Origin of the sequence: Acidovorax sp. JHL-9, assembly GCF_000426205.1 — a bacterium.
GTDB classification, from domain to species: Bacteria; Pseudomonadota; Gammaproteobacteria; order Burkholderiales; family Burkholderiaceae_C; genus Acidovorax; species Acidovorax soli.
This window is the reverse complement of the sequence record NZ_AUEX01000010.1, coordinates 40468-63622: the sequence shown is the minus strand read 5'-3', so window position 1 is coordinate 63622 and position 23155 is coordinate 40468. Positions and strand designations below refer to the sequence as shown.

At 67.2% G+C, this 23155-nt stretch carries 21 protein-coding genes; 15 read left to right on the top strand and 6 right to left on the bottom strand.

The genetic code is table 11. The features are described 5' to 3' along the window. Positions 1 to 6 precede the first annotated feature (6 nt). Together K225_RS0108290 and K225_RS0108285 are read right to left on the bottom strand one after the other, a co-directional pair. Positions 7 to 1452, bottom strand: a complete 1446-nt coding sequence (locus K225_RS0108290; RefSeq protein ID WP_238323208.1) for a sensor histidine kinase — start codon at positions 1450 to 1452, stop codon at positions 7 to 9. After that, a complete protein-coding gene (locus tag K225_RS0108285; protein ID WP_238323207.1) occupies positions 1449 to 2132 on the bottom strand; it encodes a response regulator transcription factor in 684 nt (227 codons plus the stop codon). Before K225_RS0108285 ends, K225_RS0108290 begins: the two co-directional genes overlap by 4 nt. 126 nt (positions 2133 to 2258) lie before the next feature. Here K225_RS0108285 and K225_RS0108280 point away from each other — a divergent pair, with 126 nt between their 5' ends. From K225_RS0108280 to K225_RS0108225, 12 genes are all read left to right on the top strand, one after another. Beyond that, complete coding sequence (locus K225_RS0108280) at positions 2259 to 3218, top strand: tripartite tricarboxylate transporter substrate binding protein (protein ID WP_026435958.1); 960 nt, start codon at positions 2259 to 2261, stop codon at positions 3216 to 3218. Positions 3219 to 3346: 128 nt separating this feature from the next. Continuing rightward, a complete protein-coding gene (locus K225_RS0108275; RefSeq protein WP_026435957.1) occupies positions 3347 to 3910 on the top strand; it encodes a tripartite tricarboxylate transporter TctB family protein in 564 nt (187 codons plus the stop codon). Next, a complete protein-coding gene (locus K225_RS0108270; protein WP_026435956.1) occupies positions 3910 to 5430 on the top strand; it encodes a tripartite tricarboxylate transporter permease in 1521 nt (506 codons plus the stop codon). The genes K225_RS0108275 and K225_RS0108270 overlap by 1 nt, the downstream gene beginning before the upstream one ends. 155 nt (positions 5431 to 5585) lie before the next feature. Next, on the top strand, positions 5586 to 7088 hold the full coding sequence (locus K225_RS0108265) for a sigma-54-dependent Fis family transcriptional regulator (protein ID WP_026435955.1): 1503 nt from the start codon (positions 5586 to 5588) through the stop codon (positions 7086 to 7088). 151 nt (positions 7089 to 7239) lie between these two features. Further along, the gene (locus tag K225_RS0108260) at positions 7240 to 8424 is read left to right on the top strand and encodes a substrate-binding domain-containing protein (protein WP_026435954.1); all 1185 of its coding nucleotides are present in this window, start codon (positions 7240 to 7242) and stop codon (positions 8422 to 8424) included. Between the two features lie 118 nt (positions 8425 to 8542). Beyond that, positions 8543 to 9319 (top strand): ABC transporter ATP-binding protein, encoded by a 777-nt coding sequence (locus K225_RS0108255; protein ID WP_026435953.1) that lies wholly within the window; start codon positions 8543 to 8545, stop codon positions 9317 to 9319. Then, positions 9316 to 10125, top strand: a complete 810-nt coding sequence (locus K225_RS0108250) for an ABC transporter ATP-binding protein (protein ID WP_238323206.1) — start codon at positions 9316 to 9318, stop codon at positions 10123 to 10125. The genes K225_RS0108255 and K225_RS0108250 overlap by 4 nt, the downstream gene beginning before the upstream one ends. Positions 10126 to 10216: 91 nt before the next feature. Continuing rightward, positions 10217 to 11197 (top strand): branched-chain amino acid ABC transporter permease, encoded by a 981-nt coding sequence (locus K225_RS0108245; protein ID WP_034712126.1) that lies wholly within the window; start codon positions 10217 to 10219, stop codon positions 11195 to 11197. A gap of 15 nt (positions 11198 to 11212) precedes the next feature. Then, positions 11213 to 12280 (top strand): branched-chain amino acid ABC transporter permease, encoded by a 1068-nt coding sequence (locus K225_RS0108240; protein WP_026435950.1) that lies wholly within the window; start codon positions 11213 to 11215, stop codon positions 12278 to 12280. Between the two features lie 36 nt (positions 12281 to 12316). Continuing rightward, positions 12317 to 14506: a 3-hydroxybutyrate oligomer hydrolase family protein gene (locus tag K225_RS0108235; protein ID WP_034712123.1), complete on the top strand. Its 2190-nt coding sequence runs from the start codon at positions 12317 to 12319 to the stop codon at positions 14504 to 14506. Between the two features lie 132 nt (positions 14507 to 14638). Then, positions 14639 to 14866 (top strand): hypothetical protein, encoded by a 228-nt coding sequence (locus K225_RS0108230; protein WP_026435948.1) that lies wholly within the window; start codon positions 14639 to 14641, stop codon positions 14864 to 14866. A 37-nt stretch (positions 14867 to 14903) separates the two neighbouring features. Further along, the gene (locus tag K225_RS0108225; protein ID WP_026435947.1) at positions 14904 to 15767 is read left to right on the top strand and encodes an alpha/beta fold hydrolase; all 864 of its coding nucleotides are present in this window, start codon (positions 14904 to 14906) and stop codon (positions 15765 to 15767) included. 37 nt (positions 15768 to 15804) lie between these two features. Here K225_RS0108225 and K225_RS0108220 read toward each other — a convergent pair whose 3' ends face one another. The 3 genes from K225_RS0108220 to K225_RS0108210 all read right to left on the bottom strand — a co-directional run bounded on the left by K225_RS0108220 (position 15805) and on the right by K225_RS0108210 (position 19914). Continuing rightward, positions 15805 to 18270, bottom strand: coding sequence for a Lon protease family protein (locus tag K225_RS0108220; protein WP_026435946.1), 2466 nt, complete (start codon positions 18268 to 18270; stop codon positions 15805 to 15807). Positions 18271 to 18356: 86 nt separating this feature from the next. Continuing rightward, positions 18357 to 19466, bottom strand: coding sequence for a ferrochelatase (hemH, locus tag K225_RS0108215; protein WP_026435945.1), 1110 nt, complete (start codon positions 19464 to 19466; stop codon positions 18357 to 18359). An 82-nt stretch (positions 19467 to 19548) separates the two neighbouring features. Further along, complete coding sequence (locus tag K225_RS0108210; RefSeq protein ID WP_026435944.1) at positions 19549 to 19914, bottom strand: TraR/DksA C4-type zinc finger protein; 366 nt, start codon at positions 19912 to 19914, stop codon at positions 19549 to 19551. 190 nt (positions 19915 to 20104) lie between these two features. Between K225_RS0108210 and K225_RS0108205 the strand changes: the two genes are divergently transcribed. Genes K225_RS0108205 through K225_RS0108195 form a run of 3 tightly spaced genes read left to right on the top strand, consistent with a single transcriptional unit; the run spans position 20105 to position 21901 of the window. Next, positions 20105 to 20827: an HAD family hydrolase gene (locus tag K225_RS0108205; RefSeq protein ID WP_026435943.1), complete on the top strand. Its 723-nt coding sequence runs from the start codon at positions 20105 to 20107 to the stop codon at positions 20825 to 20827. A 22-nt stretch (positions 20828 to 20849) separates the two neighbouring features. After that, the gene (locus K225_RS0108200) at positions 20850 to 21692 is read left to right on the top strand and encodes a DUF2189 domain-containing protein (protein WP_026435942.1); all 843 of its coding nucleotides are present in this window, start codon (positions 20850 to 20852) and stop codon (positions 21690 to 21692) included. Next, positions 21689 to 21901, top strand: coding sequence for a DUF2788 domain-containing protein (locus K225_RS0108195; RefSeq protein ID WP_026435941.1), 213 nt, complete (start codon positions 21689 to 21691; stop codon positions 21899 to 21901). Before K225_RS0108200 ends, K225_RS0108195 begins: the two co-directional genes overlap by 4 nt. A gap of 204 nt (positions 21902 to 22105) precedes the next feature. On the opposite strand, the gene K225_RS0108190 is transcribed toward K225_RS0108195, so the two are convergent. After that, positions 22106 to 23113 (bottom strand): tripartite tricarboxylate transporter substrate binding protein, encoded by a 1008-nt coding sequence (locus K225_RS0108190; RefSeq protein WP_026435940.1) that lies wholly within the window; start codon positions 23111 to 23113, stop codon positions 22106 to 22108. Positions 23114 to 23155 lie beyond the last annotated feature (42 nt).

Sequence of the window (23155 nt, the reverse complement as noted above, 5' to 3'; positions counted from 1 at the left end):
GCGATGCTACGCCGGCTGCGGCGCCAGCGGCAGGCGCACCGTCGCGTCCAGGCCGGCCACCCGGCCCTGGTCGAGCCGGTTGTCCAGCGCAATGCGGCCTTGCAGCGCGTCGGTGATCTCGCGGCAGATGGCCAGGCCCAGGCCCGAGCCGTGGCGCACGTCGCCGGCGGAGAAAGGCTGGAACAGCCGGCCCGCAAGGTCCGCCTCCAGGCCGGGACCAGTGTCGCTGATGGCCAGCGTTGCGTGCTGCGCGTCGCGGCCCACGCGCACCGACAGCGGGGCGCCGGCCGGCGTGTGCCTGATCGCGTTGTGCAGGAGGTTGCGCGCGAGCTCGCGCAGCATCCATTCGTGCGCCGCCACCTGCGCCGGCTGGGTCTCGATGTCGAAATCGATGTCGCGCTCGGCCAGCAGGGGTGCCAGGTCCAGCGCCACCTCGCGCACCGCGGCCGCCAGGTCCACCACGGGCGGGGCGCTTTGCTGGCGCAGCTGCTCGACCTTGGCCAGGGCCAGCATCTGGTTGGCCAGCAAGGTGGCGCGGTCCACCGTGCCGTTGATCTCCTCGAGCGCCTGCAGGGGCGCGACGTCGCCGCGCAGCGCCGACTGCACCTGGGTCTTGAGCACGGCCAGCGGCGTGCGCAGCTGGTGCGAGGCGTCGCGCACGAAGCGCTTCTGGTGCTCGAGCAGGTGGGCCAGGCGGCCCATGACCTGGTTGGTCGCATCGATCAGCGGATGCAGCTCGCGCGGTGCCTCGGGCGCGGCAATCGGCGTGAGGTCGCCCTCGGCGCGTGCGCCGAGCTGTTGCGAGAGCGCGCGCACCGGCCGCGTGGCGCGCTGCACCACCAGCACCACCACGGCCGCGATCACGGCCACCAGCAGCAGCTGACGCCACAGCGTATCGAGCAGCAGCTGGCGTGCCAGCGTGTGGCGCAGCTCCAGGGTCTCGGCCACCTGGATCAGGGCCATGCCGCGTCCGTTGGCACTGGCCACGGGCTGCAGCAGGGCGGCCACGCGCACCGGCTCGTCGCGGTAGCGGTCGTCGTAGAAGTCGACCAGGGCCGCGTAGGCCGGGCGCGGCGGGATGCGGCCGCGCCAGGCCGGCAGGTCGGCAAAACCCGACACCGGTTGGCCGTTCAGGCTCGAGACCTTGTAGAAGATGCGGCTCTGGTTGTCGGCCTCGAAGGCCTCGAGCGCGGAGTAGGGGACCAGGGCGCGCAGCTGTGCCTGCTCGTCGTAGCCCTGCACGTCGAGTTGCTCGCTGATGGTCTTGGCCGAGGCCAGCAGGGTGCGGTCGTAGGCAGTGTTGGCGGCGACCAGCGCCTGGCGGTACAGGCTCCAGGTGTTGAAGGCCACCACCAGCCCCACCGGCAACAGGATGCCCAGCAGCAGCTGGCGCCGCAGGGACTGGGGGCGCAGCGCGGCGGCCAGGCGTGCGCCGAGCCCGCCTGGCTTCACGCCGCCACCTTGAGCAGGTAGCCCAGGCCGCGCAGCGTGACCAGGGCGACGCCGGTATGGGCCAGTCTCTTGCGCAGCCGGTAGGCCACGACCTCGATGGCCTCGTACTGCACCTCGGCCGCGCCGGGAAACACCAGCTCGAACAGGCGCTCCTTGGCCACGGCCTGGCCGGGCCGCGCCAGCAGCGCCTGCAGCAGCGCGAGCTCGCGCGGCGGGATGTCCAGCGCCTCGTCGCGGCAGTAGACGGCGCCGCTGTCGCGGTCCAGGCGCAGCGCGCCGAACTCGGCCGTCGCGGGCGCGGACGGCGCGGCATCGCGTGCCGTGCCGCGGCGCGCCAGCGCACGCACGCGCGCCTCCAGCTCGTCGAGGTCGAAGGGCTTGGGCAGGTAGTCGTCGGCACCGCTGTTGAGCCCGATGATGCGGTCGCCCACGGTGCCGCGCGCGGTCAGGATCAGCACCGGCTGGCGCCAGCCGCTGGCGCGGGCCTGCTGCAGCACCTGCAGGCCGTCCAGTCCCGGCAGGGTCAGGTCCAGCAGCACCACGTCGGGCTGGACGGCCGACCACTGGCGCAGCGCCTGGCCCCCGTCGCCGCAGGCAGTGACCTCCATGCCCCGGCGTGTCAATGCGCGCTGCAGCGTGATCTGCATGGTGGGGTCGTCTTCAACGAGAAGCAATTGCATGCGCGGCACCATAGCACCGACCACCAGCGGTTGCGGCATTGGTGTTTTCCCTGAGCGTCAGGACAGCCGTTTGACAGGCTGCGCGCGCATCATCGGGCAGTTCGCCAACCCTACAAGGAGACATCGATGCGTCGCGACACCTTTCTCAAATCCCTGGCTGCGCTGGCCGCTGCCGGAGCCTTGCCCCTGTCGGCCCATGCCGCCAGCGCCGTCAAGATGATGCTGCCAGCCAACCCGGGCGGTGGCTGGGACTCCACCGGGCGCGCCCTGGGCAAGGCATTGCTGGAATCGGGGGCGGCAGCGTCGGTCACCTATGACAACAAGGGCGGCGCCGCAGGCGCCATTGGCCTGGCGCAGTTCGTCAACTCCAGCAAGGGCGACCCGAACGCGCTGATGGTGATGGGCGCCGTGATGCTGGGCGGCATCATCACCGGCAAGCCGCCGGTGAGCCTGTCGCAGGCCACGCCCATTGCGCGCCTGACCAGCGAATACAACGTGTTCGTGTTACCCGCCAATTCGCCTTACAAGAGCATGGCCGAGGTGATCGCCCAGCTCAAGAAAGACCCCGGCAGTGTGAAGTGGGGTGGCGGCTCGCGCGGTTCCACCGAGCACATCGCTGCCGCGATGATTGCGCGTGAGGTGGGTGTGGACCCGGCCCGGATCAACTACGTGGCCTTCCGGGGGGGCGGCGAGGCAATCGCGGCCATCCTGGGCGGCAACGTGACGATTGGCGGTGGCGGCTACAGCGAAATGGCCGAGTACATCGCCACCAAGAAGATGACGCCCATTGCCGTGACCTCGGGCCAGCGCCTGAAGAACTCGACCGTGCCCACCCTCAAGGAGCAGGGCATCAACGTCGAGATCGGCAACTGGCGCGGCGTGTATGCCGCCCCCGGCATCACGGCCGAACAGCGCAAGGCGCTGACGGAGATGGTGGCCAAGGCCGTCAAGAGCAAGAGCTGGGCCGAATCGCTGGAAAAGAACGATTGGACCCCGGCCTGGATGGCGGGCGACGAGTTCGCGAACTTTGTCGACAACGAGTTCGCCAGTCTGCGCGCCACCATGGTCAAGGCCGGAATGGTCTGAGCACTGCCCCGGTACCGTGCACCGCCGCCGCCGGCGGCGGTGCACATTTTTTTGCGCGTGCCCATTGCGGTGCGCGCCGTGATGCGCGTACCTTGGACCTTTGTTCGAGGACTTGAGAAAACCCAAGCATGTCTGATCCGACAACTCCCCTTTCTTCTGATCCGGGTGCAATGCCCGGCATTGCCAGCAACCTGCCGGCCGTGCGCATGCAGACCGTGGTCGGCGCCGGCGTGCTGCTGACGGCCCTCGCACTGGCGCTGGGCGCCCTGGATATTCCATCCAACGCGGGCTATGGCGGCGTGGGCCCCAACTTTTTGCCGTGGCTGGTGGCGGCCGTACTGGGGCTGTGCGGCTGTGTCCTGCTGTGGGAGGCCCGCACCGGCGGGTTCCACGCCATGGAGGAGCCTAACGGCGCTGCGCGTGCGGACAAGCCGGCATGGGTGTGGGTTTCGACCGGCCTGCTGCTGAACGCTGCCCTCATCACCACGGTGGGCTTCATTCTGAGTTGCACGCTGTGCTATGTGCTGGCCGTGCAGGGGCTGCGCCGGGCTGCGGGGCAAAACGCAGGCACCGCGCGCACCTGGGCGGTGGACGGGTTGACGGGTGTGCTGATCTCGGCGCCCGTCTATTGGACATTCACGCAGTTCCTGGCCATCAACCTGCCAGGGCTCACGCAAACCGGGTGGTTGTGATGGAAATCTTTGATGCACTGATGGCGGGCTTTGCCACCGCCGCCACGCCCGCCAACCTGCTGTGGGCCCTGGTGGGCTGCGCTTTGGGCACCGCCGTCGGCGTGCTGCCCGGCATCGGCCCCGCGGTGGCGGTGGCGATGCTGCTGCCGATCACGGCCAAGGTCGAGGTCACGGCCTCGATGATCTTCTTTGCCGGCATCTATTACGGCGCGATGTATGGCGGCTCCACCACCTCCATCCTGCTGAACACGCCGGGCGAGACCGCCAGCATGGTCACGGCGATGGAAGGCAACAAGATGGCCAAGAGTGGCCGGGCCGGGGCGGCGCTGGCCACATCGGCCATCGGCTCGTTCGTGGCGGGCACCGTTGCCACCGTGGTCGTGACCCTGTTCGCGCCCTATGTGGCTGACTTTGCCGTCAAGCTGGGTCCGCCCGAATACTTCATGCTCATGGTGCTGGCCTTCACCACCGTGAGCGCGGTGCTGGGCAAGAGCACGGTGCGTGGCATCACGGCGTTGTTCGTCGGGCTGGCGGCTGGCTGCATCGGCATGGACCAGATCTCGGGTGCGGCGCGCTACACCGGTGGCAAGTCCGAACTGCTGGACGGCATCGACATCGTGCTCGTTGCCGTGGGCTTGTTCGCGGTGGCCGAGGTGCTGTATGCAGCGATGTACGAAGGCCGTGTGGTCGAGTCGCGCAACACCATGAGCCGCGTGCACATGACCAGGCGCGACTGGAGACGGTCCATTCCGGCCTGGCTGCGCGGCACGCTGATTGGCACGCCGTTTGGCTGCATCCCGGCCGGCGGCACCGAGATCCCGACCTTTCTGAGCTACGCCACCGAAAAGAAGCTGGCCAAGGGCGGCGACAAGGCCGAGTTCGGCACCGCGGGCGCCATCGAGGGCGTGGCCGGACCCGAGGCCGCCAACAATGCCACCGTGACGGCGGCCATGATTCCGCTGCTGACGCTGGGCATCCCCACCTCCAACACCACGGCGGTGCTGCTGGGCGCGTTCCAGAACTACGGCATCAACCCTGGCCCGCAGCTGTTCACCACCTCGGCCACGCTGGTGTGGGCGCTGATCGCCTCGCTGTACATCGGCAACGTGATGCTGCTGGTGCTCAACCTGCCCATGGTGGGCCTGTGGGTCAAGCTGCTGAAGATCCCCAAGCCGCAGCTGTATGCCGGCATCCTGATCTTTGCCACGGTGGGAGCCTACGGCATGCGCCAGAGCACCTTCGATCTGTTCCTGCTGTATGGCATCGGCATGCTCGGGGTTCTGATGCGGCGTTTTGACTTCCCTACGGCACCTGTCGTGGTGGGCATGATCCTCGGGCCATTGGCCGAGGCGCAGATGCGCAATGCGGTGTCGATTGGCGAGGGCAGCTGGCTGATCTTCGTGCAGCGCCCGATGTCGCTCACGCTGCTCATCATCGTGCTGGCGGTGCTGGTGCTGCCGCGTCTTTTCAAGCATCTGGCGCAGCGCAAGCTGGCGCGGCTGCGGCAGCTGGACGACTGACCGGCAGTCCGTCCCCAGCCACTGAAACGCCTGGCCCTGCCAGGCGTTTTGCCTTGTGCGGACCCATCGATAACAAGCGACGGCGCTGGGGAAGGTTTCTTTCTGCGGACCACCGATCGATGCATTACCCGTGATGCGCCGGGTACCATTGGCCCATGCCATTGCACTCCGAAGCCTCGCCCCTGCCGCTGGATGCCCAGGGCATTCTGGAACTGGCGGCGCGCTCCATGTTCCAGCTGTTCTCCAGCGTCAGCCAGGGCATGTTCCTGGTGGATTGCAGCGGGCGCATTGTGTGGGTGAATGAGGGTTACCAGCGCTTTCTTCCGGACCTGGGCTTTTCGTCGGTGGACCAGTTCGTGGGCCGCACCGTGGAGGAGGTGATCCCCAACACGCAGATGCGCAGCGTGCTCGAAACCGGCCAGCCGGTGCTGATCGACCTGCTCACCAACAAGGCGGGCACCTTCGTGGTCAGCCGCATTCCCTTGCGCGACGAGGCCGAGCGCGTGATTGGTGCCATCGGCATCGTGCTGTTCGACCACCCCGAGACCACGCTGCAACCCCTGATCGGAAAATTTGCCCTGCTGCAGCGCGATCTCGATGATGCGCGGCGCGAGCTGGCCAGCCAGCGCAGCCGCTCGCTGGCCGTGTCGGGCGACGGTGAGCGGCGCGCCAAATACACCTTTGCCAGTTTCATCGGGTCGAGCCCCGCGGCGGCCGAGGTCAAGCGCCAGGCGCGCCGGGCCGCGCAGTCGTCCAGCCCCGTGCTGCTGCTGGGTGAAACCGGCACTGGCAAGGAACTGCTGGCCCATGCCATCCATGCGGCGTCGAGCCGCGCCAGCGGCCCGTTTGTCAGCGTCAACATCGCCGCCGTGCCCGACACGCTGCTCGAGGCCGAGTTCTTCGGCGTCGCGCCCGGTGCCTACACCGGCGCCGACCGCAAGGGGCGCGATGGCAAGTTCAAGCTGGCCGACGGCGGCACGCTGTTCCTCGATGAAATCGGCGACATGCCCCAGAGCCTGCAAGCCAAGCTGCTGCGTGCGCTGCAGGAGGGCGAGATCGAGCCGCTGGGCTCCAACAAGCTGGTGCCTTTCAATGTGCGCGTGGTGGCTGCCACTTCGCGTGATCTGGGCGCCCTGGTGCGCGACAGCCGTTTTCGCGAAGACCTTTTTTACCGGCTGCATGTGCTGCCGGTGCGCGTGCCACCGCTGCGCGAGCGGCGCGGCGACATCCCCGCGCTGGTGGAGGTGCTGGGCGAAGACCTGGCGCTGCGCAACGGCACGGTGCCGCCCGAGTTGCAGCCCGACGCCATGGCATTGCTGGCGGGCCAGCCCTGGCGCGGCAATATCCGCGAGCTGCGCAATGTGCTGGAGCAGGCCGCCATGCGCAGCGATTCGCAGTCCATCGATGCCTACCAGCTCGAAAGCATCCTGCGCGAAGCAGGGGTGGAACCGGCCGCACCCGTGCCGGCTGCCGTGGCCGACCCCGGGGCACTGGGCGACGAACATTGCCTGCGCCCACTGGCCGAACAGGTGGCGGAGCTGGAGCGGCGCGCCATTGCCGCAGCGCTCAAGGCCCATGGCGGCAACAAGCAGGCCACGGCCAGGCAATTGGGTATTTCGCGGGCCACGCTCTATGCACGTCTGGAAAACCCTGAATAAAAAACAGCCATATGTCTGAATTTAAGGCATGTACTGTGTCTGGAATTCAGGCGTTTTCATTGCGTTTGCACCATTGATTCCTATAAATCAACGCCTTGATGATTGGCACGAACTGTGCTGTGTGCAGGCATACCCAAAGGAGACAGTCCCCATGCAACGACGCACCCTGGTCGCGCTGGCCGCCTTGGCCGCCACCCTTTCGGCTCCGGTTTTCAGCCAGTCGGGCGAGATCCGCATCGCCCATGTCTACAGCAAGACGGGCCCGCTGGAAGCCTATGGCAAGCAGACGCAGACCGGCCTGCTGATGGGGCTGAACTACGCCACCGGCGGCAGCATGGCCATCAACGGCAAGAAGATCGTGGTGATCGAGAAGGACGACCAGGGCAAGCCCGACCTGGGCAAGAGCCTGCTGGCATCGGCCTATTCGGATGACAAGGCCGACATCGCCGTGGGGCCCACGTCCTCGGGTGTGGCGCTGGCGCTGCTGCCCGTGGCCGAGGAATACAAGAAGATCCTGCTGGTCGAGCCCGCCGTCGCCGACGCCATCACCGGCGACAAGTGGAACAAGTACATCTTCCGCACCGGCCGCAACAGCAGCCAGGACGCCATCAGCAATGCGGTGGCCATCGACAAGCCGGGCGTGACCATTGCCACGCTGGCGCAGGACTATGCCTTCGGCCGCGACGGTGTGAAAGCCTTCAAGGACGCCATCAGGAACGCCAAGCTGGTGCACGAGGAATACCTGCCCACCAGCACCACCGATTTCACCGCCGGCGCCCAGCGCCTGATCGACAAGCTCAAGGACCAGCCCGGCCGCAAGATCATCTGGGTCCTCTGGGCCGGCGCGGGCAACCCGTTCAAGATCGCCGACCTGGACTTGAAGCGCTACGGCATCGAGATCGCCACGGGTGGCAACATCCTGCCGGCCATGGCCAGCTTCAAGAACTTCCCCGGCATGGAAGGCGCCACCTATTACTACTTCGGTATCCCCAAGAATCCGGTGAACGAAGCCCTGGTGGCCGCGCACTACAAGGAGTTCAAGGCGCCGCCCGACTTCTTCACCGCGGGGGGCTTCAGCTCGGCCATGGCACTGGTCACGGCGCTCAAGGCCACGGGCGGCGACACCGCCACCAACAAGCTCATCAAGACCATGGAAGGCATGAGCTTTGACACGCCCAAGGGCAAGATGACCTTCCGCAAGGAAGACCACCAGGCGCTGCAGAGCATGTACCACTTCAAGATCAAGGTGGACCCGGCCTTCGCCTGGGGCGTGCCCGAGCTGGTGCACGAAATCAAGCCGGAAGAGATGCAGGTTCCGATCCGGAACAAGCGCTGACGGCCAGGGCCCGCTGCGCACCGGCGGGCCTGTAAATCCTTTTTTGATAGCTGAAAGCGCTTTCCATCAGGCGCCGGGGCTGCTTTCTACCTTCATTCCTGCGGAGCCTCGACCTGCGATGCTGGCGACCCATGACCTGACCATCCGCTTCGGTGGCCATGTGGCGGTGAATGCCGTGACCTGCGCGTTCGAGCCGGGCACGCTCACCGCCATCGTGGGCCCCAACGGGGCAGGCAAGACCACGTACTTCAACCTCATCTCGGGGCAGCTCAGGGCCACCAGCGGCAGGGTGACGCTGGGCGGGCAGGATCTGTCGGGCCTGTCTCCGTCGGCGCGCACGCGCGCGGGGCTGGGCCGGGCGTTCCAGCTCACCAACCTGTTTCCGGGGTTGAGCGTGCTGGAGAACGTGCGCCTGGCCGTGCAGGCCACGCAGGCCGGCAGCCACCGCCGGGGCCTGAACCTCTGGAGCATCTGGAGCGACCACGGCCAGCTCACCGCGCGGGCCGAGCAGATCCTGCAGTCCGTGGCGCTGCTGGAGCGGCGCGACACCCCCGTGGCCAGCCTGCCGCACGGCGACCAGCGCAAGCTCGAAGTGGCCCTGCTGATGGCACTGGAGCCGCAGGTCTACATGTTCGACGAGCCCACGGCCGGCATGGGCCACGACGAGGCGCCCGTGATCCTGAACCTGATCCGTACGCTGAAGCAGGACAAGACCAAGACCATCCTGCTGGTGGAGCACAAGATGGACGTGGTGCGCGAGCTGGCCGACCGCATCATCGTGCTGACCAATGGCACGCTGGTGGCCGACGGCCCGCCTGCCGAGGTGATTGCCTCGCCCGTGGTGCAGGAGGCCTACCTGGGCGTGGCAAAAGACGCAGACAGGGAGGCCGCATGAGCATGGTTCTGATGACTGCGGCCGGGCTGTCCCACGGGGCCAGCACCCCCCCGGTGGTGCGTGAAACACGCGCGGCGGCCAGCGCAGGGGCCTTGCTGGAATTGAAGGGCGTGCATACGCACATCGGCGCCTACCACATCCTGCATGGCGTGGACCTGGCCGTGCCCAAGGGCCAGCTCACCATGCTGCTGGGCCGCAACGGCGCGGGCAAGACGACCACGCTGCGCACCATCATGGGCCTGTGGCAGGCCTCGCAGGGCCAGATCGCTTTTGACGGGCACGACATCACGCGCATGCACACGCCGCAGATCGCGCACCTGAACATCGCCTATGTGCCGGAAAACATGGGCCTCTTCGCCGACCTCACGGTGAAAGAAAACATGTTGCTGGCCGCACGCAAGGCCGGCAACGCCGCGCAGATGGACGCGCAGCGCCTGCAGTGGATCTTCAAGCTCTTCCCGGCCGTGGAGAAGTTCTGGAACCACCCGGCCGGCAAGCTCAGCGGCGGGCAAAAGCAGATGGTGGCCGTGGCGCGCGCCATGGTGGAGCCGCGCGACCTGCTGATCATCGACGAGCCCAGCAAGGGGCTGGCACCGGCCATCGTCCACAACATGATCGAGGCGTTCGACCAGCTCAAGAAGAGCGGCGTGACGATCTTGCTGGTCGAGCAGAACATCCACTTCGCGCAACGCCTGGGCGACACCGTGGCCGTGATGGACAACGGCCGGGTGGTACACGCGGGCAGCATGGCCGCGCTGGCCGAGGACGAGGCGCTGCAGCGCCAGCTGCTGGGATTGTCGCTATGAATTACACACCCAAAAAACCTCCGGCGATTGATGGCCGTTGGCTAGAAGCTATCCAAAAAGAAGCGTTGAACATGTCCGTGGGAGGCTGCGCATGAACCGGCAGCTGGACTGGAGTCCGCTGGCGCTGGTGCCGCTGCTGGCCCTGCTGGTGCTGCCCTTCATCGGCTCGGCCAGCACCTGGCTCACGCTCACGGTGGCGGGGCTGGCCATGGGCATGATCATCTTCATCATTGCCTCGGGCCTCACGCTGGTGTTCGGGCTGATGGACGTGCTCAACTTCGGCCATGGCGTGTTCATCGCGCTGGGCGCCTTCGTGGCCACCAGCGTGCTGGGTGCCATGGGCGACTGGACCGGCTCCGACCAGCTGTGGCGCAACATGGTGGCGGTGCTGCCGGCCATGCTGGTGGCCATGGCCGTGGCCGGCGCCGTGGGCCTGGCGTTCGAGCGCTTCATCGTGCGGCCGGTGTATGGCCAGCACCTCAAGCAGATCCTCATCACCATGGGCGGCATGATCATTGGTGAAGAACTCATCAAGGTCATCTGGGGGCCCGCGCAGATTCCGCTGCCGCTGCCCCAGGGCATGCGCGGCAGCTGGCTGCTGGGCGATGCCGCCATCGAAAAATACCGCGTGGTGGCCGTGCTGGTGGGGCTGGCGGTGTTCGCGCTGCTGGCCTGGACGCTGTCGCGCACCAAGGTCGGCCTGCTGATCCGGGCCGGCGTGCAGGACCGCGAGATGGTCGAAAGCCTGGGCTACCGCATCCGCCGGCTGTTCGTCGGCGTGTTCGTGGCGGGCTCGGCGCTGGCTGGCCTGGGTGGCGTGATGTGGGGGCTGTACCAGCAAAGCGTGGTGCCGCAGATGGGTGCGCAGGTCAATGTGCTGATCTTCATCGTCGTCATCATCGGCGGGCTGGGCAGCACGGGTGGGGCGCTGATTGGCGCGCTGCTGGTGGGCCTCATGGCCAACTACACCGGCTTCCTGGTGCCGAAGGTGGCGCTGTTCTCCAACATTGCGCTGATGGTGGCCATCCTGCTGTGGCGCCCACAGGGTGTCTATCCCGTCACCAACCGTTGAAGAGGAACGCCACACATGCTGAACCGACTCCTCTCCGGCGACTACCCGCGCAGCCAGTTGCTGGCGCTCATGCTCGTGGCCATTTTTCTGGGGCTGGCGTTTGCGCCTTTCCTGTTTCCGGGCGTGAAGGCGCTCAATGTGGCCGCCAAGGTGCTGGTCTTCGTCGTGCTGGTGGCCAGCTTCGACCTGCTGCTGGGCTACACCGGCATCGTGAGCTTTGCCCACACCATGTTCTTTGGCATCGGGGCCTACGGTATCGCAGTGGCCACCACGCGTTTGGGGCCTACGTGGACGGCGCTGGGCGTGGGCATTGGCGGTGCGCTGCTGCTGTCGCTGCTGCTGTCCTTGGCCGTGGGGCTGTTTTCGCTGCGCGTGCGTGCCATTTTCTTCGCCATGATCACGCTGGCCGTGGCGGCGGCGTTCCAGACGCTGGCCTCGCAGCTCTCGGACATCACGGGCGGCGAGGACGGGCTCACGTTCAAGGTGCCCGAGATCCTTTCGCCGAGCTTCGAGCCGTTCGAGGAAGCCTTCCTGGGGGTCACCATCGACGGTCGCCTGATCTGCTACTACCTGCTCTTCGTGGCCGCCGTGGCCCTGTTGCTGGCCCTGCTGCGCATCGTCAACTCACCCTTTGGCCGCGTGCTGCAGGCCATTCGCGAAAACGAGTTCCGCGCCGAGGCCATCGGCTACCGCGTGGTGGTGTACCGCACCACGTCGAGCGTGCTGTCGGCCCTGTTTGCGACCCTGTCCGGTGCCATGCTGGCGCTCTGGCTGCGCTACAACGGGCCCGACACCTCGCTGAGCTTCGAAATCATGATGGACTGCCTGCTCATCGTGGTGATCGGCGGCATGGGCACCATTTACGGCTCGGTCATCGGTGCCGTGCTGTTCGTGGTGGCGCAAAGCTACCTGCAGGACCTTTTGCGCCTGGGCAGCGAGGCCACTGCCGGCCTGCCGTGGCTGTCTGCCTTGCTCTCGCCCGACCGCTGGCTGCTGTGGCTGGGCGTGCTGTTTGTTCTTTCGGTCTATTACTTTCCCGCGGGCGTTGTGGGACGCCTGCGATTCCTGCGCGCCCAGGCCTGAGCGCGCTTTTCTGTGGCAGTAGAAAAAGGAGACAACATGAAAGTGCATCTGCAGGACAAACGTGCCCTGAAAGTGGCCATGACCGCGTTGGCAGGGGCCGTTCTGGCCGCGTGCGGTGGCGGGTCTTCGGCCCCGACCAACCAACTTCCTACCGGCGTGACGCAGGTCAGTGCCACGGTCTATCCCGCGACCACGGTGGGCACGGGCGCCACCGCCGCCACGCAGGATCTGCTGACCGGCGGTATCGGCAAGACCGGCCTGGGCGGGGCCACACCGGCCTATGCCGATCCCGCCAATCCCACGGCCGCCGAGCTGCGCCGCAACGCGCTGTATTCCAACTACCGCGGCATCCTCGACCCCTCGGTGGGTGGTGGCTACGGCACGCTGTACGGCCCCAACGTGACTGCGGCCGGTGCCGTCACCACCAGTGAAGGCCTGATTCCGGGCCGCGAATATGTGGCGGTGCTCGACGATGGCTCGGGCCGCAAGCGCACCGTGATCGCGGTGCAGGTGCCCGACAGCTTCAACCAGGCCAGCCCCTGCGTGGTGCTGGGTGCTTCGTCGGGCTCGCGCGGGGTCTATGGCGCCATTGGCACGGCCGGTGAATGGGGCCTGAAAAAGGGTTGTGCCGTGGCGTTGACCGATGCCGGCAAGGGCGTGGGCCTGTACGACATGATGGATGACACCGTGCACAAGATCGATGGCACGCGCGCCACCCGCACGGCGGCCGGCACCCTCAATTTCTTTGCCGCCAATATCACCGATGCGGCCAGGGCCGCCTACAACGCCCTGTTCCCGAACCGGCTGGCCCTCAAGCAGGTGCACTCGCAGCAGAATCCGGAAAAAGACTGGGGTAACGATACGCTGGCGGCAGGCCGCTATGCGATGTTTGTGCTGAACGATCGCTATGGCACGGTCGACAATCCGGTGCCGTTCACGCCCGGCAACACGATCGTGATTGCCGGCTCGGCCTCCAACGGCGGTGCGGCCTCGCTGGGCGCGGCCGAAAAAGACAGCGGGGGGCTGATCGACGGCGTGGTGGCCTCCGAGCCCGTGACCGAAATGCCCACCGCCAGCGGCTATGGCATCCAGTTCGGCGGTGCGGCCGTGACCGGCTATGGCAAGACGCTGGCCGATTACACGACCTACGGCAACATCTACCAGCCCTGTGCTGCGCTGGCAGCGGGTGCGGCCATGGCGGAAACGTCGGTCTTCAACTACATCCAGCTGGTGGGCATGGCGGCGCGGGCCACGGCACGCTGCGACGGCCTGGCGGCCAAGGGCCTGGTCAGTGGCGCCGACACGGCGGCCCGTTCGCTGGACGCGCTCAACAAGCTGCGTGCCTTTGGCTGGACACCCGACAACGACCAGATGCACAACGCCCACTATGCGCTGGGCAACGGCCCCATCCTGTCGGCCATGTACCCGGTGAGCTATGGGCGCTTTCCTGTCGAGGCCAATGTCTGCAACACCAGCTTTGCGGCCGTGAATGCCGCCACGGGCGTGCCGGTGGCCGTGTCACCCACGGCACTGGCGCAGAGCTTTGCCACGGCCAATGGCACCGCCAACGGCACGCCGGCCACGGTGGTCTACAACGACTCGGTGGGCGGAGCCAAGGCCTGGCAATTCGCCATTTCGCCCTCGACCGGCGTGGCCGACTTCGGCCTCGATAACGCCCTGTGCCAGCGCGCGCTGGTCACGGGCACCGACCCGGTCAGCGGCACGGCGCTCACGGCCGCCACCATGCCCACCAAGGCGCAGAGCGACGCCGTGCGCGCCGGCATCGCCGAGGTGGTGCTCAATGGCAACCTGCGCGGCAAGCCCACCATCATCGTCAGCGGCCGCAGCGACGCCCTGGTGCCGGTCAACAACAACGCGCGTGCCTATGCCGCCTACAGCAAGGTGGTGGAAGGTGCTGCCAGCAAACTGCGCTACATCGAGGTGACGAACGGCCAGCATTTCGATGCCTTCCTGCCGTTCAGCGGGTTCGATACGCGCTTCGTGCCGCTGCACCCATACTTCAACCAGGCCATGGACGCGATGTATGCGCACCTGAAGTCCGGCACCGCGCTGCCCGCCAGCCAGGTGGTGCGCACCACGCCGCGCGGGGGCAATCCCGGTGCAGCACCGGCCATCACGGCCAGCAACGTGCCGCCCTTTGTGGCGGCGCCCGTGGCGGCGAACCAGATCGGGTTTGCCGGTACCTCGCTGAGCGTGCCCAACTGAGCACCTGCGAGTCCATCCGCCATGCCCTTGGGAGCGTGAACGCATTTTCACGACCCGCACGGGGCATGGCGGGTTCTTTCCCCTGATCGAACACGTGACTACTTTCGCCGCGAAATCCGAAGCATCGTGATCATGATCGCCATCTACAAACCGGCTGCGGCCTTCATCCAGCGCTACCGCGAACAAGGCGGCGGCGCGCAGCTGTACAGCATCTCGGTGGTGGCTCCCGTCGCGCTGGTCCAGCGGGCCGGCCAGCAGAACGCGCCGGGCCCGGGCATCCGCCATTCGCCCACCAACCGGGTGGGGTCGCGCTGTGTCGGGGCCACGGTGATCGGCATCAACGGCTGTCTGATGCTGTAGGCGCGGGGCCCCGCTGTTTTTCTCCAGGCTGACCACCATGCTGTTCTCTTCGCGCTACCTGCGTTGTGCCGGTTACGAAATTCACGCCACCGAATGGGGGACCCCGGATGCACCCGCCGTGATCGCATGGCATGGCCTGGCGCGCACGGGGCGTGACATGGATGAACTGGCGCGGCACCTGGCGCCGCGCTACCGGGTGATCTGCCCCGACACCATCGGCCGGGGTCTGAGCCAGTGGGCGCGCGCGCCGCAGGACGAATACCGCCTGTCGTTCTATGCCCGCATCGCCGCAGACCTGTTCGACCAGCTGGGCATCCGCCAGGCGCACTGGATCGGCACCTCCATGGGCGGCGCCATTGGCACGGTGTGCGCGTCGGGCCTGTTCGAGCCGCAGCTCAAGGGCCGCATCACCCGCCTGCTGCTCAACGACAACGCACCGCGCCTGGCCGATGCGGCGCTCGCGCGCATCAAGGCCTACGCAGGCCAGCCGCCCGCGTTTGACACCGTGCTGGAGCTGGAGGCGTTTTTCCGGCAGGTGTACCAACCCTATGGCTGGCTCAGCGATGCGCAATGGCGGCTGCTGACCGAAAGCAGCACGCGCCGCCTGCCCGATGGCCGCGTGACGCCGCACTACGACCCGGCCATGGTGCAGCAGTTCACGCACCACGCCAACGACTACCTGATCTGGGAGCACTACGACGCACTCGACATTCCGGTGCTGTGCCTGCGCGGTGCCGATTCGGACCTGGTGCTTCCCGAGACCACCGCCGAAATGCTCACGCGTGGCCCGGGGGCCAGGGGCCTGGTGCGCGTGGTGGAGGTGCCCGGCTGCGGGCATGCGCCAGCGCTGAACGTGCCGGCACACTTCGCCCTGGTGGACGGGTTCTTGTCGGGCGCCTGAATCCACAAACCTCCAGGTCTGTGCTGCCGACAGGCTCTCAGTGGCCCTGCCCAGGCATGGCGCCGCGCATGACCCGGCCCCGCCTGGTGTGCCCTGCGCTCTGGCAGGCACGCCGGAAGGCGCGCAGGGTTTGCTCGGCCCGGCTGAGCACGGTGCCCTCGACATCGGCGGCCCGTTCTGGCAACACGCCCGGCACCATGCCCGAAGCCTCGCCTGTCAGCAGCGCAATGCCTTCGCTCACATGGCCCACGGTATAGACATGGAACAGGCCACGCTCCACCGCCTCCACAATGGCGCGGCCCAGCATCAGGTGGCGCAGGTTGCGGGCGGGGATCAGCACGCCCTGGGTGCCATCGAGCCCGGCCGCTGCACAGGCGTGGAACCAGCCTTCGATCTTTTCGTTGATGCCGCCCACGGGCAGCACTTCGCCGTGCTGGTTGAGGGCGCCGGTCACGGCAATGCCCTGGCGCAGCGGCAGGCCCGACAGGCTGGACAGCAGCGCATACAGCTCGGCGCACGAGGCCGAGTCGCCCTCGACGCCGCTGTACTCCTGCTCGAACACGATGGACGCGTTGAGCGCCAGCGGCGCCACATGGCTGAACAGGGCGGTCAGGTAGCTGTGCAGGATCAGTACGCCCTTGTCGTGGATGGGGCCCGACATATCGACTTCGCGCTCGATGTTGAGCAGGCCCTCGTGCCCGGCAAAAGTGCGCGCCGTGATGCGCACCGGAAAACCAAAGCGGTAGTCGCCCAGATCGACCTGTGTCATGGCGTTGACCTGGCCCACCACGGTGCCGTGCAACGTGATCAGGCGCTCGCCCTCGGTGATGGACTCGTGCAGCTGCTCTTCGGGGTAGTTGTGGCGCAGCGCGTGGGCCTGCAGCGCTGCGTCCACATCGGGCGCTTGCACCAGCGTGCCGCCGCGCGAGCGGCACAGCGCGGCGCTCTCGATCACCAGGGCTTCGGTGTTGGCAAACAGCGCGCTCTGGCGGCTCTGGTCGTCGGCCTCGCGGTGGGTCTGTTCCAGCAGGCGCGCCACGGCATCGGGGGCAAAGTGGGGCAGGCCGCGCTTGTGGCAGCTGTGGGCCACAAAGATGGCCGTGGCGTGGCGCGTGGCGGGGCTGGCGGCAAAGCGCTCGGCAAAGTCCACCTTCACGCGAAAACGGCGCGCGGTGTCGGGGTCGGCCTCCTGCAGGGCGTAGTACTCCTCGACCGAGCCGATCAGCACGATCTTCACATCCACATCCACCGCCTCGGGCTGCAGCGCAATCGGCGCCGTGGGGCCGTGCGCTGCGGCGCTGCCCTCGTCGATCTGCAGGCGGCTGCAGCGCAGAAACCGGCGCAGCCGCGGCCACAGGCCTTCGTCTTCCACCAGGTCCCGCAGGTGCAGCACGATGAAGCCGCCATGGGCCTTGAGCAGGCTGCCCGCGCGAATGCTCGAAAAATCAGCGTGCGGCGGGTCGGTGTCGGTCTGCAGGTCGATGGCGCCAAACAGGCTGCGCATCTGGGGGTTGTCCTCCACGATCACTGGTGCGCCGTCGCGGCCGTCGTTATCGACCGCCAGGTTCACCTGGCAGCGGGCCAGCAGTTCGGCCAGATGTGCCTTGCGCTCGTCCTCGGCATCGTCGTCGGCATCGCCGGCTTCGAACAGCGCCAGCCGCGCCAGCACTTCGCGCTCCACCTGGTCGAGCCACTGGTCCAGCTTGGCGGCGTCCTTGATCTGTTTTTTGAGGCCCTGGCGGATGTCCTGCACCGCATGTTCGAGCAACGGCTCGATGGCCTGGCGGCGCAAGGTGGCCAGGGCCTCGTCGCGGGCGCGTTCCAGTGGGCGCATGGTGTCCAGAAAGCGGGCAATCTCGGCGCGCAGGGCCTGCTCGGCGGCATCGATTTCGGCGCGGCGTTCGCGTGGCAGGGCCAGGGCCTCGTTTTCGGTCAGCGGGTGGCCCTTGTCGCCCGTGAGGGTGAAGACCAGCTGGCCCCCTTCGCGCGAAAGTCGGAAGTGGCGCGCCTCGGCGAAAGCGTCGAGCGTGGCAAAGGCGCTGGCTTCTTCTTTTTGCCAGGCTTTGTGGATGGCTTCGGCCTCGGCCTTGCAATCGGGGCTGGCCAGGCGCTTGGGGATGTCGGCCTGCAGCATCCTGGCCATCTCCAGCAGGGCCACGCGCAGCTGGCGCCCCTGGCCGGCGGGCAGGCGCAGGGCGCGGGGGCGCTCGGGCGCGTCAAAATTGTGCAGGTAGCAAAGGTCGGGTGGCACGGCACGCTGGGCTGCCGCGGCCTGCGTGGCCTGGCGCAGCAGCGAAGTGCGCCCGCTGCCCGCCTCACCCAGCACGAACAGGTGGTAGTCGGGTTGCTGCAGGCCCAAGCCAAACTGGGTGGCGGCCTGGGCGCGCTCCTGCCCGATCCAGGGCAGGGGCAGGTCCTGCAGCTCGGCGGTGCTGGCAAAGCCCAGCGATTCGGGTGCGATGGTCAGCCGCAGCTGATGGGGTTCAAGGGCAATGGCGGGCATGGGAGATGGCGGTGGCGCCGTGGATATTGGACTCAAACAGTCTCTGGCACTTGATGGATAGGTGCTGGTAGCTATGAAAATAATAGTCAATGCGCCACTGGGCAAACCCCCGCAGGCGCACCGCCTGCCAGCGCCTTGGTGCGCGCATCGGCCAGCGCAGCGGCATCGGGTACGCTGGTGGGCCAGCCGGCCAGGTGCTGCTGGGCCACCTGGCTCAGGGCGGTGATCCAGTGGGTGCTGTCGTTCAGGCAGGGGATGTAGTGGAACTCCTGGCCGCCGTGGTGCAAAAAGGCCTCGCGCACTTCCATGTTGATTTCTTCCAGCGTCTCCAGGCAGTCGCTGGTGAAGCCGGGGCACACCACATCCACGCGCCGGGTGCCCGCCTTGCCCAGCGCTTCGACGGTGGGCTGGGTGTAGGGCGTGAGCCACTTGGCCTTGCCAAAGCGTGACTGGAAGGTGATCTGGTAGTGGTCCTTGCGCAGGCCCAGGCGTTCGGCCAGCAGGCGGCCGGTCTTGAGGCTTTCGCAGTGGTAGGGGTCGCCCAGGCGCAGCGTGCGCTCGGGCACGCCATGAAAGCTCATCACCAGCTGGTCGGGGCGGCCGTGGTGCTTCCAGTGGGTTTCGATGCTGCGGGCCAGCGCGTCGATGTAGCCGGGGTGGTCGTGGTAGCGGTTCACAAAGCGCAGCTCGGGCACGCTGCGGGTGCTGGCAGCCCAGGCATACACCGCGTCGAACACACTGGCCGTGGTGGTGCCCGAGTATTGCGGGTACAGCGGCAGGATCAGGATGCGGGTGGCGCCCTCGGCCTTGAGGGCATCGAGCTGGCTGGCAATGGAGGGGTTGCCGTAGCGCATGGCATGGCGCACCAGCACGCTGTGCCCGGCCTGGCCCAGCCAGCCGCGCAGCAGCGTGGCCTGTTTGGCGGTCCACACCGCCAGGGGCGAGCCCTCGGGGGTCCAGACGCTGGCGTACTTGGCGGCGGATCTGGCCGGCCGGGTGCGCAGGATGATGCCGTGCAGGATGGGCCACCAGGCCAGCTTGGGAATTTCGACCACGCGCTGGTCACCCAGGAAATCGGCCAGATAGCGCCGCACGGCAGAGGCCGTGGGTTCGTCGGGGGTTCCCAGGTTGCACAGCAGCACGGCGGTGCGTTCGGCCTGGCCGTGGTTAAAGGGTGGTTCGGTTTGAAAAGGCATGCGGCATTTTCACGCAAGGCAGGGCCGGTGCGCCGGCATGGGCTTTGGCCGCAGGCCCGGTTGCGGCCCCGGCGCTGCAGGATCAGGCGCGCGTCTTGGCGTGGCCCTGTTCCCAGCGCGACTTGCAGGCCACGCAGTGCTGCGTCTGCGGCTCGATCTTGAGGCGCTCGAACGGGATGGCGCAGCCACATTCGGCGCACAGTCCATAGCTGCCATCTTCCATGGCCTCCAGGGCGTGGTCGATGCGCTTGACGTCAGCGGCGTCGATGTTGGTGAGCGCCTGGTCCACCTCTCGCACCACATTGCCCTGCTCGATGCCGTCCTGGTCGGCGGCGGGCGGCGCGAGGTTCTCGCGGTTTTGCTGCATCTGGGACTCAAGGCTGCGGCGCGCCGCCAGCAGCAGGGCCTTGAGTTCTTCGCGTTGGGCGGCGGTCAGTGTTGCGTTCATGGTTTTCTCCGTTAGGGTTGATCTGTGCGTTCAGGTGCTGGCAGCGGCGCCTGCTTCTATTATGGGCAGAGTGCCAGGGCAAAAAAATCTCTCGCGCCCTCGTCGCTCCACTCTCGGTGGCTGCGTGGGGTATTCTCTGGCTGGACTTTCCAGGGCAACGCCCGCAACCCCCGCTTTCCCTGCATCGACTGTGTCCGCTTGCTCCCTCGATATCTCCCGCATCCGTGCCGTTACCCTTGACCTGGACGACACCCTGTGGCCCATCTGGCCCACCATCACCCGGGCCGAAGCAGTCTTGCTGCAATGGCTGACCGTGCATGCCCCCGCCACCGCAGCGCTGTATTCCGACACCACGGCGCTGCGCGCCATCCGCAACCAGATGGGGAGCCTGCGCCCCGACCTGCGGCACGACCTGGGTGCCTTGCGCCGCGAGTCCATCCGCCTGGCCCTCACCCAGGCCGGGGATGAAGCGGCGCTGGCCGAGCCCGCGTTCGAGGTGTTCTTTGCCGAGCGCCAGCGGGTGGAGCTGTTTGACGATGCACACACCACGCTGGCGTTCCTTTCCGGACGCTACCCGGTGGTGGCCGTGTCCAATGGCAACGCGGATGTGCACCGCGTGGGCATCGGGCATTACTTCCAAGCCAGCATCAGCGCACACGAATTTGGTGTGCCCAAGCCCGACCCGCGCATCTTTCATGCCGCCGCCAGCACCCTGGGGGTCGAACCCCATGAGGTGCTGCATGTGGGCGACGACGCCACGCTCGATGCGCTGGCGGCCATCACCGCCGGCATGCAGGCCGTATGGCTGAACCCGGTGCGCAAGGACTGGCCCCACGACACACAGCCCCATGCCACCGTGGCCAGCCTCACCGAGCTGTGCCGTCTGCTGGACGACCCGGCGATACCCCGTTAAACCGCTTTTGCCGGAAGAACCGATGCGCTTTACCCCGCCCCCCCTGCCCGTCGTCCGCACCGTCGGGCTGATGCAACCGCTGGCCTGGCTGGCCCTGGGCTGGCGCGACATGGCGCGTGCCGGCTGGATCAGCTTTGCCCACGGCCTGGCCATCACGCTGCTGGGCGCCGCCATCATGGCCGTGGCCTACAACCGTTTCTGGCTGCTGGCGGGTGCGCTGTCGGGCTTTCTGGTGGTGGCGCCGGTGCTGGCCACCAGCCTGTATGCCCTGAGCCGTGCGCTGGAGCGGCGCGAAAGCGCCAACACCGCCGTGGTGCTGAAAACCTGGCTCAACTGGCAGAACAGCCATGTCAACAAGTGGGGCAACGATTATTGGTGCATGGTGCAGTTCGGCGTGCTGCTGGCGCTGGCCGCCACCGGCTGGGTGGTGACCTCGGCGGCCCTGATCACCCTGCTGGCGCCCGTGCCCATCGAGACGCCGCGAGACTTTTTGCTGCATGTGGTGCTGGCCCGCGAGGGCTGGCTGTTCGAGCTGTGGCTGGCGCTGGGCAGCCTGATGGCCGCGCCCATCTTTTTGTCCAGCGTGGTGGCCATGCCCTTGCTGCTGGACCGGCGCGCCAGCCTGCGCCAGGCCATCCTGACGAGCTGGCAGGCGGTGCTGGCCAACCCGGTGCCGATGGCGCTGTGGGCTGCGCTGATTCTGGGGTTCACGCTGCTGGGGCTGGGTTCGTTGCTGCTGGGGATGGTTGCCGTCATGCCCATGCTGGGCCATGCCAGCTGGCATGCCTACCGCGACCTGGTGGATGCCTCCAGCCTGCCGCCGCGCGATTCGTACAAGGGTCCTGCCCAGGGGGGGCGCTCGTGATTTTTGGATTTACCGAAGCGCAGATTTCGAGCTTCTTCCTCACCTACGGGGTGGGGGCTTTCATCCTGTACATGGTTTTCATCATCGGGCAACTGGCCTGGGCTTCCAAGGCCGGCCGGTTTGGCACCTTTGTGCTGTTCCTGGGGCTGGGCGTGGGCTTCCTGGGGTTCCTGGCCAAGGTGGTCATCCAGTGGTGGCTGGAGAAATAACGCGACCCCCCGGCCGGCCAGTGGCCCGGGGCGATCATTAACGCGACTCCCGCAGCAGGCCCAGGCCCAGGCCCCCGCTGCGGGGCCTGGCGCACCCCTCATACGGTTTTGCATTCAATCGGATAACTAGGCGGGAAGCCGCAGACAGTGCTGTAGCACGGCAAGGCGAGCTAACGACGTTATACGTTTGAAGGCAAAGCCGTATCAGTCGGGCTTGACCTTGGCGCGCAGCAGCACCTTTTTCCAGCGCCCCTGCTCGGCTGCGATGAACTGGGCAAACTGCGCAGGCGTGCCGCCAATGGCTTCGGCCGCATCGGCATTGAGGCGCCTGAGCGATTCCGGTGCCTTGACGGCCTTCATGGTTTCGGCGGCGAGCTTGTCGATGTGCTCCTGCGGGAGGCTGGCAGGGGCCAGCATGCCGTACCACTGCGTCATCTCGAAACCGGGAAAGCCTTGTTCGGCCACGGTGGGCACATCGGGCAGCTGGGGCAGGCGCTGGGCTGAGCCGGTGGCGATGCAGCGCACCTTGCCCGACTTGATGAACGGCAGCATGGCGGCGGCGCCCACGGCGGCGGCGTCCAGCCGGCCCGACAGCAGGTCGGTCATCATGGGGCCGGTGCCACGGTAGGGCACATGCAGCATGAACATGTCGGCCGTCATCTTGAGGTATTCAAACGCCAGGTGCCCCGCGCTGCCGTTGCCCGCCGAGCCGTAGCTGAGCTTGGCCGGGTTCTTCTTGGCATAGGCGATGAATTCCTTGAGGTTCTTCGCCGGCACATCGGGGTGCACCACGTACAGGCTGGGCACCTTGGCCAGCAGGCTCACCGGCTTGAAGTCCTTGTTGGCGTCGTAGGGCAGCTTGTCGAAGATGAAGGGGTTCACCGCCAGCGTGCCGATGTGGCCCAGGATCAGCGTGTGCTGGTCTTCGGCGCGCGCCACTTCCTGCATGGCGATGTTGCCCGCTGCGCCCGGCTTGTTGTCCACGAACACGCTCTGGCCCAGCGTCTTGGAGAGCTCGGCGGCGGTGGAGCGGGCCACGATTTCCGAGCTGCCACCCGGTGCAAAGGGCACGACGAAGCGCACTGATTTGCTCGGCCAGGGGGTCTGGCTCCACGAAGTCGCGGGCAGCAGACCACCCAGGGCCATCGCGCCGCTGGCGGTCAGCAGCTGGCGGCGGGTGGGGCACAAGGCGGAAGAGGGGTGGGGCGGCATGGTGCAGTCTCCTTGGCAGGAATTACAGTCAAAAATGGGCTG

Excerpts from the sequence above, each read along its gene's own strand:
- K225_RS0108285 (WP_238323207.1), bottom strand. The coding sequence starts at position 2,132 with ATGCAATTGCTTCTCGTTGAAGACGACCCCACCATGCAGATCACGCTG.
- K225_RS0108240 (WP_026435950.1), top strand. The coding sequence starts at position 11,213 with ATGCTGAACCGACTCCTCTCCGGCGACTACCCGCGCAGCCAGTTGCTG.
- K225_RS0108265 (WP_026435955.1), top strand. The coding sequence starts at position 5,586 with ATGCCATTGCACTCCGAAGCCTCGCCCCTGCCGCTGGATGCCCAGGGC.
- K225_RS0108220 (WP_026435946.1), bottom strand. The coding sequence starts at position 18,270 with ATGCCCGCCATTGCCCTTGAACCCCATCAGCTGCGGCTGACCATCGCA.
- K225_RS0108250 (WP_238323206.1), top strand. The coding sequence starts at position 9,316 with ATGAGCATGGTTCTGATGACTGCGGCCGGGCTGTCCCACGGGGCCAGC.
- K225_RS0108280 (WP_026435958.1), top strand. The coding sequence starts at position 2,259 with ATGCGTCGCGACACCTTTCTCAAATCCCTGGCTGCGCTGGCCGCTGCC.
- K225_RS0108255 (WP_026435953.1), top strand. The coding sequence starts at position 8,543 with ATGCTGGCGACCCATGACCTGACCATCCGCTTCGGTGGCCATGTGGCG.
- K225_RS0108245 (WP_034712126.1), top strand. The coding sequence starts at position 10,217 with ATGAACCGGCAGCTGGACTGGAGTCCGCTGGCGCTGGTGCCGCTGCTG.
- K225_RS0108275 (WP_026435957.1), top strand. The coding sequence starts at position 3,347 with ATGTCTGATCCGACAACTCCCCTTTCTTCTGATCCGGGTGCAATGCCC.
- K225_RS0108235 (WP_034712123.1), top strand. The coding sequence starts at position 12,317 with ATGAAAGTGCATCTGCAGGACAAACGTGCCCTGAAAGTGGCCATGACC.
- K225_RS0108200 (WP_026435942.1), top strand. The coding sequence starts at position 20,850 with ATGCGCTTTACCCCGCCCCCCCTGCCCGTCGTCCGCACCGTCGGGCTG.
- K225_RS0108210 (WP_026435944.1), bottom strand. The coding sequence starts at position 19,914 with ATGAACGCAACACTGACCGCCGCCCAACGCGAAGAACTCAAGGCCCTG.
- K225_RS0108225 (WP_026435947.1), top strand. The coding sequence starts at position 14,904 with ATGCTGTTCTCTTCGCGCTACCTGCGTTGTGCCGGTTACGAAATTCAC.
- K225_RS0108260 (WP_026435954.1), top strand. The coding sequence starts at position 7,240 with ATGCAACGACGCACCCTGGTCGCGCTGGCCGCCTTGGCCGCCACCCTT.
- K225_RS0108270 (WP_026435956.1), top strand. The coding sequence starts at position 3,910 with ATGGAAATCTTTGATGCACTGATGGCGGGCTTTGCCACCGCCGCCACG.
- K225_RS0108190 (WP_026435940.1), bottom strand. The coding sequence starts at position 23,113 with ATGCCGCCCCACCCCTCTTCCGCCTTGTGCCCCACCCGCCGCCAGCTG.
- hemH (WP_026435945.1), bottom strand. The coding sequence starts at position 19,466 with ATGCCTTTTCAAACCGAACCACCCTTTAACCACGGCCAGGCCGAACGC.
- K225_RS0108230 (WP_026435948.1), top strand. The coding sequence starts at position 14,639 with ATGATCGCCATCTACAAACCGGCTGCGGCCTTCATCCAGCGCTACCGC.